General features: G+C 73.4%; 15 protein-coding genes and 3 tRNA genes. 9 read left to right on the top strand and 9 right to left on the bottom strand.

Going from position 1 to position 13,503, the window contains the following annotated elements:
* Both SERN_RS08185 and SERN_RS08180 read right to left on the bottom strand, forming a co-directional pair.
* Positions 1-360, bottom strand: coding sequence for a metallopeptidase family protein (locus SERN_RS08185; protein WP_233251550.1), 360 nt, complete (start codon positions 358-360; stop codon positions 1-3).
* Positions 360-980 carry a DinB family protein gene (locus tag SERN_RS08180; protein ID WP_135849593.1) on the bottom strand — a complete coding sequence of 207 codons (621 nt, stop codon included), beginning with the start codon at positions 978-980 and terminating at the stop codon, positions 360-362. The genes SERN_RS08185 and SERN_RS08180 overlap by 1 nt, the downstream gene beginning before the upstream one ends.
* A gap of 142 nt (positions 981-1,122) precedes the next feature.
* Here SERN_RS08180 and SERN_RS08175 point away from each other — a divergent pair.
* The 4 genes from SERN_RS08175 (at position 1,123) to SERN_RS08160 (ending at position 2,576) form a co-directional block, all read left to right on the top strand.
* Positions 1,123-1,195 (top strand) — tRNA-Glu (locus tag SERN_RS08175).
* 56 nt (positions 1,196-1,251) lie between these two features.
* Positions 1,252-1,325, top strand: a tRNA-Asp gene (locus SERN_RS08170).
* A 47-nt stretch (positions 1,326-1,372) separates the two neighbouring features.
* Positions 1,373-1,445 (top strand) — tRNA-Phe (locus tag SERN_RS08165).
* A gap of 114 nt (positions 1,446-1,559) precedes the next feature.
* Positions 1,560-2,576, top strand: a complete 1,017-nt coding sequence (locus SERN_RS08160) for an asparaginase (RefSeq protein ID WP_135849592.1) — start codon at positions 1,560-1,562, stop codon at positions 2,574-2,576.
* 11 nt (positions 2,577-2,587) lie between these two features.
* Here the strand turns inward: SERN_RS08160 and fni are convergent, their stop codons facing one another.
* The 5 genes from fni to SERN_RS08135 are packed head-to-tail and all read right to left on the bottom strand — an operon-like array spanning position 2,588 to position 7,796.
* Positions 2,588-3,715, bottom strand: coding sequence for a type 2 isopentenyl-diphosphate Delta-isomerase (gene fni, locus SERN_RS08155; RefSeq protein WP_199241547.1), 1,128 nt, complete (start codon positions 3,713-3,715; stop codon positions 2,588-2,590).
* Between the two features lies 1 nt (position 3,716).
* Positions 3,717-4,853 (bottom strand): phosphomevalonate kinase, encoded by a 1,137-nt coding sequence (locus SERN_RS08150; RefSeq protein WP_135849591.1) that lies wholly within the window; start codon positions 4,851-4,853, stop codon positions 3,717-3,719.
* Between the two features lie 7 nt (positions 4,854-4,860).
* Entirely contained in the window at positions 4,861-5,862 is a 1,002-nt protein-coding gene (gene mvaD, locus SERN_RS08145) for a diphosphomevalonate decarboxylase (RefSeq protein WP_135849590.1), read from the bottom strand.
* Complete coding sequence (gene mvk, locus SERN_RS08140) at positions 5,859-6,818, bottom strand: mevalonate kinase (RefSeq protein WP_135849589.1); 960 nt, start codon at positions 6,816-6,818, stop codon at positions 5,859-5,861. Before mvk ends, mvaD begins: the two co-directional genes overlap by 4 nt.
* Before the next feature lie 9 nt (positions 6,819-6,827).
* Positions 6,828-7,796: a 5'-3' exonuclease gene (locus SERN_RS08135; RefSeq protein WP_135849588.1), complete on the bottom strand. Its 969-nt coding sequence runs from the start codon at positions 7,794-7,796 to the stop codon at positions 6,828-6,830.
* Between the two features lie 173 nt (positions 7,797-7,969).
* Here SERN_RS08135 and SERN_RS08130 point away from each other — a divergent pair, with 173 nt between their 5' ends.
* From SERN_RS08130 to SERN_RS08120, 3 genes are all read left to right on the top strand, one after another.
* Positions 7,970-8,368, top strand: a complete 399-nt coding sequence (locus SERN_RS08130; protein ID WP_135849587.1) for a phage holin family protein — start codon at positions 7,970-7,972, stop codon at positions 8,366-8,368.
* The gene (locus SERN_RS08125) at positions 8,365-8,784 is read left to right on the top strand and encodes a DUF3618 domain-containing protein (protein ID WP_135849586.1); all 420 of its coding nucleotides are present in this window, start codon (positions 8,365-8,367) and stop codon (positions 8,782-8,784) included. Before SERN_RS08130 ends, SERN_RS08125 begins: the two co-directional genes overlap by 4 nt.
* A 157-nt stretch (positions 8,785-8,941) precedes the next feature.
* On the top strand, positions 8,942-9,148 hold the full coding sequence (locus SERN_RS08120) for a DUF3073 domain-containing protein (RefSeq protein ID WP_135849585.1): 207 nt from the start codon (positions 8,942-8,944) through the stop codon (positions 9,146-9,148).
* A gap of 103 nt (positions 9,149-9,251) precedes the next feature.
* Here the strand turns inward: SERN_RS08120 and purM are convergent, their stop codons facing one another.
* A complete protein-coding gene (gene purM, locus SERN_RS08115; RefSeq protein ID WP_135849584.1) occupies positions 9,252-10,352 on the bottom strand; it encodes a phosphoribosylformylglycinamidine cyclo-ligase in 1,101 nt (366 codons plus the stop codon).
* A 112-nt stretch (positions 10,353-10,464) separates the two neighbouring features.
* Here purM and SERN_RS08110 point away from each other — a divergent pair, with 112 nt between their 5' ends.
* Positions 10,465-10,674, top strand: a complete 210-nt coding sequence (locus tag SERN_RS08110) for a hypothetical protein (RefSeq protein ID WP_135849583.1) — start codon at positions 10,465-10,467, stop codon at positions 10,672-10,674.
* A gap of 97 nt (positions 10,675-10,771) precedes the next feature.
* On the top strand, positions 10,772-12,232 hold the full coding sequence (gene purF / locus SERN_RS08105; protein ID WP_135849582.1) for an amidophosphoribosyltransferase: 1,461 nt from the start codon (positions 10,772-10,774) through the stop codon (positions 12,230-12,232).
* A 115-nt stretch (positions 12,233-12,347) separates the two neighbouring features.
* On the opposite strand, the gene SERN_RS08100 is transcribed toward purF, so the two are convergent.
* A complete protein-coding gene (locus tag SERN_RS08100) occupies positions 12,348-13,460 on the bottom strand; it encodes a GNAT family N-acetyltransferase (protein ID WP_135849581.1) in 1,113 nt (370 codons plus the stop codon).
* Between the last annotated feature and the right edge of the window lie 43 nt (positions 13,461-13,503).

Raw genomic sequence — 13,503 nt, 5'->3', positions numbered from 1 at the left:
TCAGTCCCAGCCCAGCTCGTGCAGACGCTCGTCGCTGATCCCGAAGTGGTGGGCGATCTCGTGCACCACCGTGACCGCCACCTCCTCCGCGACGTGCTCGGCGTCCTCGCAGACGGCGAGCGTGGGCAGGCGGAAGATCGTGATGCGGTCGGGCAGCGAACCGGCGGCCCACCAGCCGTCGCGCTCGGTCAGCGGCGTGCCGTCGTAGAGGCCGAGGAGATCCTGCGGCTCCTCCGCCGGCGGCAGGTCCTCCACCAGCACCACCACGTTCTCCATGAGGTCCGCGAGCTCCTGCGGCACGAGGTCGAGCCCCTCCCCCACGCAGACCTCGAAGTCCTCGAGGGTCATCTCCACCGCCATCAGGGCCCCTCGACCTCGGCCCAGCGGGCGGCAGCCGCCGTCGCCGCCTCCTCGAGCCGCTCGCGGTGGTTCGCCCACTGCTTCACCTCGAGCTCCGGCAGGTTCCCGTCCCCGCTGCCGGCCCGGCCGTCGATGAGCTCGCGCACGATGTCGGCGTGACCCGCGTGCCGCGAGACCTCGAACCCCACGTGCACGAGGATCTGGCGCAGCGTGACGGCGCCGCGCTCTCCCCACCACGGCACGTGACCGGCGGCGTCGAGACCCAGCTCGGCGATCGTCGCCTCGGCGATCCGCACGGACTCGGCGTGCAGCTCGAGGATCGAGGCGCGGGACTCCTCCTCGGTCGCCCACATGTCGGCGTTGACGGGCGCGTCGTCCGCCATCCACGGGAGGGTGGGCGAGGGTCGACCGAACACGGCACCGAAGTAGTCGATCTCGACGCTCGCGACGTGCTTGACGAGGCCGAGCAGGTTGGTGCCGGTCCCCGTCATCGGCCACCTGATCTGCTCCTGGGAGAGACCGTCGAGCGTGGCGAGCAGCTCACGCCTGGCCTTGCGCAGGTAGCGGTTCAGGAGCTCCTTCTCGACCGCCTCGTCGCGGACCGCGTCGTTGTCGCCCATACCGCCAACCTAACCCGCCCGGACCGCGCCGTTGCAACGTTCCGGGCCCCGGCGGCCGACGATTTGGGGGATCGAACCGGCGTCACGTATGCTGCTTTCGGTTCTGGGGCACTCAGGTGTCACGGGCGCTCAGCAGGACAGGGCCCCCATCGTCTAGCGGCCCAGGACTCCGCCCTTTCACGGCGGCAGCACGGGTTCGAATCCCGTTGGGGGTACGGATTCGCAGCAGTGAAAATGAAGTGGTACGGTCTCGTTCGGAAGTTTCACACGAGGCCCCGTAGCGCAGTTGGTTAGCGCGCCGCCCTGTCACGGCGGAGGTCGCGGGTTCAAGTCCCGTCGGGGTCGCAGAACGATCAGCCGGTCACCCAGGTGACCGGCTGATCTTTCACCAGGGCTCTGTAGCTCAGTTGGTAGAGCGCACGACTGAAAATCGTGAGGTCACGGGATCGACGCCCGTCGGAGCCACCCAGGACCGCGGTCCGACACGCAAGCCCCGCACGAAGCCGTTCCGGTTTCGGGAGCGGGGCTTCGTCGTCCCCCGGGTCAACCGGCCGGCCGCGTGCGTGATGGGATGGGTCCGTGACAGACGCCGCCCCCTCCGCACCCGCACCCGCCGCCACGTTCACTGCCGCCGACGCCGTCGAGCTCGCGGTCGTCGAACGGTCGGGCTTCGTGGAGTCCCGCCACCTGGGCTCTGCCGTCGTCCTCGGCCCGGACGGCGCCGTGCTCCGCGCCCTCGGCGACGTCACGACGCCGGTGCTGCCGCGCTCCACGCTCAAGCCCGTGCAGGCCGCCGCGGCGATCACCCTGGGGGCCGAGCTCGTCGGCGTCCAGGCCGCGCTGGCGACGGCGTCGCACTCGGGGACCGATCGGCACGTCGCCGTCGTGGAGCAGATGCTCGCGAGCGGCGACCTCGGCGCCGACGACCTGCGGTGCCCGGTCGCCACCCCGTCGGACTCCGCGACCCGGACCGCGATGACCCTGCGCGGCGAGGCACCCTCCCGCCTCCGGATGAACTGCTCCGGCAAGCACGCCACGATGCTGCTGGCGTGCCGCGCCCAGGGCTGGAGCACGCACGACTACCTGGACCCCTCCCATCCTCTGCAGCGCGCGATCGTGGACCTGGTCGAGCGGATCGCCGGGGAGCCCGTGGCCGCGACCGCCGTCGACGGCTGCGGGGCCCCCGTGCACGCGATCTCGCTGACGGGCCTCGCCCGCACGATCCGCTGGGCGACCATCGCCTCCACGTCCTCCGACGACCCCGACGAGCGCGCCGTCGCCGCGGTGATCGCGGCCGTGCACACCGACCCGTGGGCCATCGACGGCCCGGGACGCGAGAACACCGAGGTCATCGCCTCGCTCGGCACGTTCGCCAAGGGCGGGGCCGAAGGCGTCATGGTGATGGCGGCGCCGAGCGGTCACGTCGTCGCGCTGAAGATCCTCGACGGCGGAGCGCGCGCCACGAGCGTCGCCGCCCTCGCGCTGCTGGTCGCGGAGGGCGCACTGGACGCCGACGCCGTGGCAGAGCTCACGACGCTGCCCACGGACCTGCGTGGCGGCGACGCCGTCGTGGGCCGCCTCCGCGCGACCGTCTGACCGCCGAGGGGTCAGACGCGCGACCAGGGGCCGCGCCGCGCGTACCCGGCGACGTCGATCCCCCGCAGCTCCGCGTACTCGCGCAGCGGGCCGGTGACGAGGACGTCGGTCTGCCGCAGCCCCGCGACGTCCCGCGCGCCGAGCAGCGCCATCAGATCGGCGATCTCGACCAGCCACTCCTCCACGAGCGCGACCAGCGCGTCCACGCCCGCCGTCGTCAGCACGTGCAGGAACTGCCCGGCCACCCCGACGGCGTCTGCTCCGAGAGCGAGCGCCCGCACCACGTCCAGCGGGTGGCGCACGCCGCCCGACGCCAGCAGCGCCACCCGACCGGCCTCGCCGCCCCCGGCCACCGGCCCGATCGCACCCACGCCCTCGAGCCCGGCCGCCTCCAGCAGCGACGCCACCGACGACTGTCCCCAGCCGGCCAGGTAGTGCCGTCCGGAGTCGGTCCGCCGCGCCGACTCGATGGCGCTGAAGTCCGTGCCGCCCCGCCCGGCCAGGTCCACGCCCGCGACGCCCGCGTCGCGCAGCGCGGCCACGGTCCCGCGCGAGAGCCCGGCCCCGACCTCCTTGACGATCACCGGTACCTCGAGGGCGTCGACGATCGCGGCGATGTTGCCCTCCCAGCGCGTGAAGTCGCGGTCGCCCTCGGGCATCGCGGTCTCCTGCGCGGCGTTCACGTGCACCTGCAGCGCGTCGGCGCCCATGATCTCGACGATCCGCGCGGCGTCCGCCCCGGTGACGTTCGCGTTCGTGTTCGCCATCACGAACCCCTGCGGGTTCTCGCGCCGCAGCACGGTGAAGCTGTCCGCGACCTCGGGCTGGCGCAGCACGATCCCCATGGAGCCGCACGCGACCGGCAGCCCGGTCTCGCGCGCCACGATCCCGAGACCGCGATTGATCTCGGCGGCCTTCGCGGTCCCCCCGGTCATCCCGGTCACGTACAGCGGCACCGGCCAGCCGAACGCGGGTGAGGCGACGTCGACCGTGTCGCGCGCACCGCCCGCGAGCGCGTGGTGGACGAACCGCACGTGGTCGTAGTCGCGCGCCGCCTGCGGCGCGTGCTGCTCCATCGCCAGCCGGATGTGGTCGTCCTTGCGCTGCGCCGTCGTCTCGCCGCTCGTCTCGCTGGTCACGTCAACGATTGTCCCCCGCGCGTGCCGCGTCGTGCGCGGCGAGAGTCGTTCCCGCCGCGAGCCCCACGTCCAGCGGCGTCACCCCCGCCCCGCGCCACGCCCGATCCAGCGCCGCGCGCTCCTCCGGCGTCCGCACCAGCGCGACACCGCAGTCGCCCCCGCCGGCACCCGACGACTTCGCGGCCAGCCCGAGGTCGTCGGCCGCCTCGACGAGCGCGGTCAGCACCGGCGTCTCGATGGGCACGCCGACGGCGTCGCTCAGCGCCAGCAGGTTCGCGCGCGTCGCGCGGACGGCGTCGCTCGCCGCGGCGTGGTCGTCGCGCTCGACGGCGGTGGCCAGGTCGCCCGCGGAGCGCGTCGACGCCGTCACGAACCAGGCGGGCAGGCGCCCGTTCGCGCGGACCGCGGCCACGAGCGAGACGGTCGAGGCGGGCCGTCCCGACCAGCCGACGGCCACCTCGAACGACGGCGTGGGCAGCGCCCGAGCGCGCAGACCGGGCCAAGGAGCGGCCACGAGGGCGGCCACGCGATCGGGGCCGACGCGATCGGGGATCGCGCGATCGGCGGCGTCGCCCCCGTCACCGCCCGCCACCTGCTCGCGCACCCACGCGCGGTCCGGTGAGGAGTAGGCGGTCCACCCGCCGACCAGGCACGTGGCCACGTCCGCGCCGGACGCCCGCGGGTTCACCCGCAGCGTCGCCACGAGCGCCGCGCGCAGCAGCTCCTCGCGCGTCAGGCCCAGCCCGTGCCACGCGTCGAGCGCGACGACGGCGGCCGCGGTGACCGCCGCCGAGGACCCCAGCCCGTACTTGCGCGGTCCGCTGCCGTCGACGTCGGCGTCCTCGAGGTCGCTGAGCGTCCGCACCCGGAACGGCGGCCGCGGGCGCTCGTGCGCGCGCGCCAGGTCGTCCATCACGTCGCGCGCTGCGGCGACGTACGCCCAGCCGCGTCCCGGGAGCTCCTGCGGCTGCGGCGCGGGTCTGGCGGTGAAGGTGAGGCGGCGGTCGACGGCGACCAGCACCGCGTCCTGCCCCGGCTCGACGATCCCGTACTCCCCCGCGACGAACAGCTTGCCCGGCGCGTGCGCCAGCTGCTCGCCCGCTGCCGGGCCCTGCTCGATCTCGTGCGGGACGCTCACGACGGCATCATCGCGTCACCGCGAGGCCCGGCCCGGGGCGCGCGGGGATGACGCGGCGGCGGCCCGAGTCGGCCAGCACCCGCGCGACGGCGTCGAGGTCCTCGCGCGCGCACAGCACCTTGACGTTCGGGCCGGCGTCCATGGTCGCCCAGGCGCCGGTGCCGGCCGCCCGGAGCCCGAGGACCGCGTCGAGCACCTCGAGCGAGGCGGGCGCGAGGTAGCGGACCGCGGGCCGCGCGGCCAGCATCGTCGCGTGCATGCGCATCGCGCTGGCCTCGGCGAGGTCGCCCAGGCGCTCGAGGTCGCCCGCGGCGATCGCGGCCTCAGCCTCGCGCACGTCGACCTCGGTGTGCTGCACCCACGCGGGGAAGTACGGCGAGGTCGCCACCGTGCGCGCCATCGCCTCGCGGCTGCCGATGCTCTTGGGGCCCGCGTCCAGCACGACGACGGCCATCGCCACGTCCAGCCCCGCGGCGGCGGGTACGGGCTCGGCGAAGGAGGTGAGGTCGCCGCGCTCGGGGTCCTCCAGGTCGCCCGCGTGCCACACGACGAAGTCGCCGAAGACCGAGCGGGACGCCGACCCGGAGCCCCGGCGCGCCAGCCGGGAGAGGTCGCGCGGCGTCAGGTCGAGGCCGTAGGCGGCTGCCGTCGCACCGGCGAGCGCCGCGAACCCGGAGGCCGAGCTCGCGAGGCCCGCACCGGTGGGCACGGTGTTGGCCGAGGAGATGCGGGCGCCGCGGCGGGCGACGTCGGGGTCGACGTCGTCGCGCCCGCGCACGAGGTCGACGAACCGCTGCACCTTGGTCAGCGCCGCCCCGGTCAGCGCCTCGCCGTCGAGCGCGACGTCGACATCCGCACCGTCGGTGAGGTCGACCGTGGTCGTGGTGTGGAACGCGTCGAGCGTCAGCGAGAGGGACGACGTCGCGGGCAGCATCCGCTCGGCGTCACGCTTGCCCCAGTACTTCACCAGCGCGATGTTGGCGTGCGCGGTGGCGGTGGCCGTGGTCACGATGCTCCTCGGGTCGGTTCCGCGGGCGTCGGCCCGAGCGGGTGGTGCCAGACGGCGACGGCGCCCGCCGCCCGCAGCGCGGCGTCGACCCGGTCGGCACCGGCCTCGTCGGCCACGAGCGCGATGACGCACCCGCCCTGCCCGCCGCCGGTGAGCTTGGCCCCCAGCGCGCCGGCCGCCGTCGCGGCGTCCACGAGGACGTCGAGCTCGGGGCTGGAGACGCCGAGCTCGCGCAGCATGCCCTGCGCCGTCGTCATCTTCGCCCCGACCTGCGCCGGCCGGTCGGCGGCGAGGTCGAGGGCAGCGCCGTGCGCCAGGGCGCCGAGCCCGGCGACGAGCGCGGCACCGCGCACGGGCCGGCGCTCGAGGAACTCCGCGACGCACCCGACGGCGGTCCGCGTGCGTCCCGCCATCCCCGAGTCGGCGACCACCAGCACGGCGGTCATGCGGGTGGCGAGCCGACGCGCGACGCCGGCCTCGAACCAGACCGGCTGGGAGGCGGACGTCGCATGCGCGTCGAGGCCCGACGGCGACCCGTGCGCCACGCGCTCACCGACGTCCACCAGGGCCAGGTAGGTCGCCTCGTCCAGGGTCCGACCGGCGTGGTCGGCGAGCGCGCGCACCAGGGCCCCGGCGACGGCGGCGCTCGAGCCGAGCCCGCGCGCGTGCGGCACGTCGCCCACCACGGTGATCTCGAGGTCGCGGTGCGGCAGCCCGAGATGGTCGAGCGTGGCGTGCACCACGGCGCGGGGCGCGCTCATGAGGTCGGGGGCCGCCGCGAGGGATCCGGTGTACAGGGAGCTGACGACGGTCAGCTCACCCTCGCGCGGCCGGGCCGTGGCGTGGACGCCGAGCGCATCGATCGGCAGCGCGATCGCGGGTTCGCCGTGGACCACGGCGTGCTCACCGAACAGGATCACCTTGGCGTGGGCGACGCCGCGTCCTGTCCTGAGCACGGCGCAACGCTACCCCGCGTGCGCCCTCGCGAGCGCGGCGAGCAGCCGGTCCACGGACGACGTCAGACCCCACCGCTCCGCGAGCGCGTCGAGGGTCTCGGGGTCCTGCGGCTGCGCGGGCAGGGCGCTGTCGTGCGCGGGGAGCTCGGCGTCGCGCAGCACGTGCACGACGGTCGGGGCGACGGCGAGGTAGCCCAGCGCCGCGACGATCTTGCCCCGCACCGACGGCGACATCCGCCGCTCCGAGGCGTCCTGCGCCGCGGCGACGACGGCGTCGAGCGACCCGTAGGTGCCGAGCAGCCCGGCCGCGGTCTTCTCGCCGACGCCCGCGACGCCGGGCAGCCCGTCGGAAGGATCGCCCCGGAGCGCGGCCATCGCGGCGTAGGCGTCGCCGTCCACGACGCCGTACTTCTCGGCGAGCCGGGCGGTGTCGATCGTCTCGAGGTTGCGCATGCCGCGCCCGGTGTACAGGACGCGCACGGGGGTGCCGGACGGGCTGGTGGCCGGCTCGTCGACGAGCTGGAAGAGGTCGCGGTCACCCGTGACGATCTCGACGGCATCCACCGACCCCGAGGCGACCGCGCGCGTGGCGAGCGTGCCGATGACGTCGTCGGCCTCGCACCCCGGAGCGCCCACCCTGGCGATGCCGACGGCGGCGAGCACCTCGGCGATGACGCCCACCTGAGGCACCAGCGCGTCGGGCACCTCCTCGGCGCCGCCGGCGCCCGCGGCTCCCGGCGCGACCCGGTGCGCCTTGTAGGAGGGGATGGCCTCGACCCGGAACGCCGGGCGCCAGTCGTCGTCCCAGCACGCGACCACGTGCGAGGGGTGACGACTGCCCACGAGGGTCGCGACGGCGTCGAGGAAACCCCGCACAGCACCGACGGGCGAGCCGTCGGGCGCGTTGACCTCACCCTTCACGCCGTAGAACGAGCGGAAGTACATGGACGCGGCGTCCAGGAGCAGCAGTGCCGGCATGGCGCCGAGTGTGCCACCGACCGCCGACAGGCGTCTCGCCACCGGCACCCCGGCGCACCCGGTGACACCGTTTCGCCCGTGCAGGCGCAACAATGGGGGCACGACGCGCCGGTCCGTCCGGCGCCGTCCGGACGAGACGTGTCAGTCAACTGTCAGCCACACCAGGAGGAATCATGGCGAGCGGATCCCCGCTGCAGCCCACCCTCGGCGAGCTCATCGCCTCCCTGTCCCTGCAGCTCACCACCCTGGTCAAGGGTGAGGTCGAGCTCGCGAAGGCCCAGGTGGCCGAGAAGGGCAAGAGCATGGGCCTGGGGATCGGCCTGTTCGTGGGCGCCGGTCTCTTCGGTTTCTTCGCGTTCGCGGTCCTCATCGCGACGGCGGTCCTCGGCATCGCGACCGCGCTGCCGGCCTGGCTCTCCGCACTGATCGTCGGCGTCGCCCTGCTGCTGTTCGCGGGCCTGCTCGCGTTCGTCGGCAAGAAGTCGCTCGACAAGGCCAAGGAGGTCAAGCCCGAGCCGGTGGCGAACCTCAAGCAGGACATCGAGATCGTGAAGGACGGGTTCACCTCATGAGCGACATCCAGCCCCGCCGCGACGGCACCCCCGAGGTCCACGACGCCGGGTTCGAGCCCGACGCGCCGACCACGCCCCCCGGCCCGACGATCGAGATCGAGCAGGAGCCGCGCAAGCGCACCGTCGCCGAGATCGAGGCCGACAACGCCCGCGCCCGCGCCGAGCTGACCCGCACGGTCGACGAGCTCGCCGACCGCGTCGACCCCCGCGCCCACGTGGCGGCCGCCAAGGACCGAGCCTCCGAGGCCGCGTCCGAGGTGGCGGAGGTCGCCAAGGCCAAGGCCGCCGTGGCGCAGGACGTGGCCACCGGCTTCGTCGACGACGTCAAGAAGCGCGACCCGAAGGCCCTCGCGATCGCCGCGGGCGCCGTCGCGGCCCTCGTCGCGATCGTTCTCATCTCGGTCCGCAAGAAGTAGCGTCTCGACCAGCGAACACTCTGGTGGCGCGCGGCAGGGGCCCTCGGCGCTTCCTGCCGCGCGCGCCGTGTAATCTTGTCCACGGCATACAAACAGTCACCGGTTCGACTACGTCTCGACGATGTCGCCCGGCACCCAAGTGGAGGGGGTCGAGTCCATGGGACGCGGCCGTCAAAAGGCGAAGCAGACCAAGGTTGCCCGGCAGCTGAAGTACTACAGCCCGGACACCGACTACCGAGCGCTCGAGAAGGAGCTCGGTCACGGCCCGAGCCTCTTCGGTTCGAGCCCGAGCCCGAGCGCCGTCGATATCGACGACGACGAGGACGAGCCGGACGACGAGTGGCAGCCCGCCCCTCGTAGCTGAGCAGCGTCGGCCCCGGCCGACATCGCCAGCAGGCTCGCACGACTGCACCGCCGGACCACACTGTGACCGGCGGTCTCGTCGTACCCGGAGCGCCTCGCCCCGCTCAGCTCGTGCGGTAGTCCCCGTGCATCAGCACCGCTCCCCCGCGCACACCCTTGGTGCCGCTGACGAGCGCGTGGTGCGTGACGTCGTCGGGCGTCTCCACGCGGACCCGGCCGAGTTCCCACGCGTCGACACCGGCCACCGCCAGCCGCGCCGTCGCCGCCGCCACCTGCTCGGCGGGCAGGACGGCCACCATGCCGACGCCGAGGTTCAGCGTGCCCTCCAGCGCCGAGACGGGGGAACCCGCACCGCGTGCCAGCAGCTGGAACACCGGCGGCACCACCCAGGAGTCGCGCGAGACGTCCGCCACCAGCCCGGGCGGCAGGACGCGCGCCAGGTTGGATGCGAGCCCGCCCCCGGTGACGTGCGTGAACGCGTGCAGCTCGAGGTTGTCCGCCAGGTCGAGGCACGGCCGCGTGTACAGGCGCGTGGGCTCGAGCAGCTCCTCGCCGAGCATGCGGCCGAGGTCGGCGACGTGCTCGTCGAGGTCCCAGCCCGTCGTCGCCAGCACGTGACGGACCAGGGAGTAGCCGTTGGCGTGGAGGCCGGAGGAGGCGAGGGCGAGCAGGACGTCGCCGTCGCGCACGCGGTCGGGGCCGAGCACCCGGTCGGCCTCGACGACGCCGGTCGCGGCGCCCGCGACGTCGTACTCGTCCGGCTCGAGCAGACCGGGGTGCTCGGCGGTCTCGCCGCCGACCAGCGCGGTTCCGGTCTCCTCGCAGCCGCGCGCGATGCCGGCCACGATGGCGGCGATGCGCTCGGGCACGACACGGCCGCACGCGATGTAGTCGGTCATGAACAGGGGCCTCGCCCCCGTGACGACGATGTCGTCCACGACCATCCCCACGAGGTCGATCCCGATCGTGTCGTGCTTGTCGAGCCGCTGCGCGAGCGCGACCTTCGTGCCGACGCCGTCGGTCGAGGTCGCCAGGAGCGGCTTGCGGTAGGTCAGGAGGTCCGAGGCGTCCCAGAGACCGGCGAACCCGCCCACGCCCCCGAGCACCCGAGCACCCTGCGTGCGGGCGACCGCCGCCTTCATCAGCTCGACGGCGCGGTCCCCCGCCTCGACGTCGACTCCGGCCTGGCTGTACAGATCGCTCACGCGGACAACCTACCGGTCGAGGTGGGTGGGCACCCTCGCCGTCGTCAATCCGGGTTGACAGATGTCGAGGGATGGCGTCATCCTTTGTTGACACTCACGCGAGGAGACCACCGTGACGCGCACCGCCGTCGACACCCACGCCCCCGACCCCGGCCCCCTGGGCGAGCTGCGAGCGATCACCGCCGAGCGCGCCGCGCTCGAGCGGCGGGAGGAGGTCGCCGTGCGTCGCGCACGCTCGCAGGGCTACTCCTGGGCCGCGATCTCGCTCATGCTCGGGACGAGCAGGCAGGCCGCCCACAAGAAGTTCGGCCGCCGCACCTGAGTCGGACCGGCGGTCGCGCGGGACGGGTCCGCCGGCACGACCGGGACGTGGGAGAATCGCACGACACGATCCCCCCACCCCCTGGAGCAGCGCTTCCATGTGCGGCATCGTGGGAGCCGTCTCGAACGAGCCGGCCTCCCAACTCATCTACGACAGCCTGTCCCTCCTGCAGCACCGCGGGCAGGACTCCACCGGCATCGCGACGGCGGAGGGCAGCGTCTTCCACATCGTCAAGGCCAAGGGCCAGGTGCGCGAGGCGTACCGGACCCGGGACATGCGCAGGCTCCTCGGCACCATGGGCCTGGGGCACGTGCGCTACGCCACGCAGGGCAAGGCCTCCAGCGAGGAGGAGTCCCAGCCGTTCTACGTGAACGCGCCCTACGGGATCATGCTCGTGCACAACGGCAACCTCACGAACACGCGGCAGCTGCGCGAGGACCTGTTCGGCGTCGACCGGCGCCACATGAACACCCACTCCGACACCGAGCTGCTGCTCAACGTGCTGGCCACCGAGCTGCAGCAGGTGATGAGCGGCGTCCACCTCGACACGGACCAGATCTTCACGGCCGTCGAGCGCGTGCACGAGCGCATCGAGGGCTCCTACGCCGTCATCGCGATGATCGCGGGCTACGGGCTGCTCGCGTTCCGCGACCCCAACGGCATCCGCCCCCTCACGCTCGGGCGTCGCGAGTCGACGCTCACGGGTGAGGACTGGATCGTGGCCTCGGAGTCGCTCGTGCCGGAGTCGCACGGGTACGAGGTGCTGCGCGAGGTCGCCCCCGGCGAGGCCGTGTTCATCACGATGGGCGGCGAGATGAGCTCGCGCCAGTGCCACCCGAACCCGCAGCTGATCCCGTGCGCGTTCGAGTACGTCTACCTGGCGCGCCCGGACTCCACGATGAACGGCATCTCGGTCTACGACGCGCGGCTGCGGCTCGGCGACCACCTCGCCACCACGGTGGCGCGCTACACGCCCAGCGGTGCGATCGACGTCGTGATGCCGATCCCGGACTCGGCCCGCCCGGCCGCGATGCAGGTCGCGCGCCGCCTCGGCCTGGAGTACCGCGAGGGCTTCTACAAGAACCGGTACGTGGGCCGCACGTTCATCATGCCGGGGCAGAGCGAGCGCAAGAAGTCCGTGCGCGAGAAGCTCAACGCGATGGGCTCGGAGTTCCGCGGCAAGAGCATCCTCATCGTGGACGACTCGATCGTGCGCGGCACCACGTCGCGCCAGATCGTCGAGATGGCGCGCCAGGCCGGGGCCGCCAGGGTCACGTTCGCCTCGGCCGCTCCCCCGGTCCGCTACCCGCACGTCTACGGCATCAACATGCCCACGCGCAGCGAGCTGATCGCGCACGGCCGCACGATCCCCGAGGCCAACACCGCGCTCGGCGCCGACTACCTGGTCTACCAGGAGGTCGAGGACATGAAGGCCGCGATCCTCGAGGGCCAGACCGCCGTCACCGACCTGGAGATGAGCTGCTTCGACGGCCGCTACGTCGCCGGTCGGGTGGACGAGGAGTACCTGGAGTGGGTCGAGAAGACCATCAGCTCCTGACGCTCGCCTCCTCTCCCCTCCACCCTCGCCGAGCAAGCCTCAGGGGTCGTTGTCACGTCGACAACGACACCCCTGAGGCTTGCTCGGCGAGGCGGAGGGGGGCCGAGGGGGGCGCTCAGTGCAGCTGCTTCTGCCAGGCGCCCTCGTAGGCCACCGCGACGAACCCGAGCTCCTCGTTGATGTCGAGCATCGGCCGGTTCTCCTCGGCGTTGTACGTCATCACGCGCGGTGAGCGCGGTGCGATCTCCCGCCAGCGCAGCAGGTTCTCGCACTTCACAAGCATGCCCAGCCGGTGCCCGCGGTGCTCCTTGAGCACGAGCGTGTCCTCCTGGTGGCTCGCGCCCGTCCGGTCGACGCCGATGACCAGCTCGTTGAACGCGCACAGCTCCCCGGTCGCCACGTGCTGCGCCGCGACGACGTGCAGGATGCGCCCCACCGAGGTGTACCGCGCGTCGTGGACGGCGATGCGCTCGGCGTCCCAGATCTCCTCCGGGACCTCGAGCTCGGCGGCCGGCACGTCCGTCGCCATCCGCGACTTCAACCAGGCGTAGCCCGCGACGTGCTCGGGCGGCGTCGGCGCGAACCAGCTCACCGTGCGGTAGTCGGTCGACCGCTCCCTCGCCTGCGCGAGCAGCCGCTCCACGCCGTCGGTCGGCGCCGTCAGGTCGAGGACGCTGTTGCGCTCGATCTGCTCCAGCACGAACCCGTGCCCGACCAGGAACCGGACGTTGTGCGCCTCCGACGGCACGCTCCCGAACCCGGTCGGGGCGGGCAGCCGCGGACCGGGCACCTCGGGGTGCTCGACGTAGGTCTGCAGCATGGTCCGACCGTGCTCCCTGGCGGTCCGCTCGACGAGGGCGAGCGCCGTCGTCCCGATGCCCCGGCCCCACACGTCGGGGTGGAGGTCGATGAAGAACAGCGCCAGCGTCTGCGCACCCTCGAGCGGGAGGTCGACGCCGACGCGTCCGACCGGGACACCGTCCAGCAGCAGCAGCCACATGCGCCGGATCTCCCACGGCTGCGGCGCGTAGTGCGGCAGCAGCTCGGCGGCGGGGAAGCAGTGGTCGTCGTGCCCCGAGACGAGTCGGTGGATCTCGTTGCGGACGTCGACCATCGCCAGGAAGTCGGCGGCGTGCGGGTCGGCGTCGTCGAGCGAGGTCGGGAAGGTGAGCGGGCGCAGCTCGAGACCCGCGACGGCGGGGTGGTCGGTGCGGGCGGTGCTGGACATGGCTCGAGGCTAGGGAGCCTCGGCACCGACGGGCCAGCGAATT

The organism is Serinibacter arcticus (assembly GCF_004786095.1).
Classification (GTDB): Bacteria; Actinomycetota; Actinomycetes; order Actinomycetales; family Beutenbergiaceae; genus Litorihabitans; species Litorihabitans arcticus.
The sequence above is the reverse complement of the archived record's forward strand: the minus strand, read 5'-3'. Positions and strand labels throughout refer to the sequence as shown.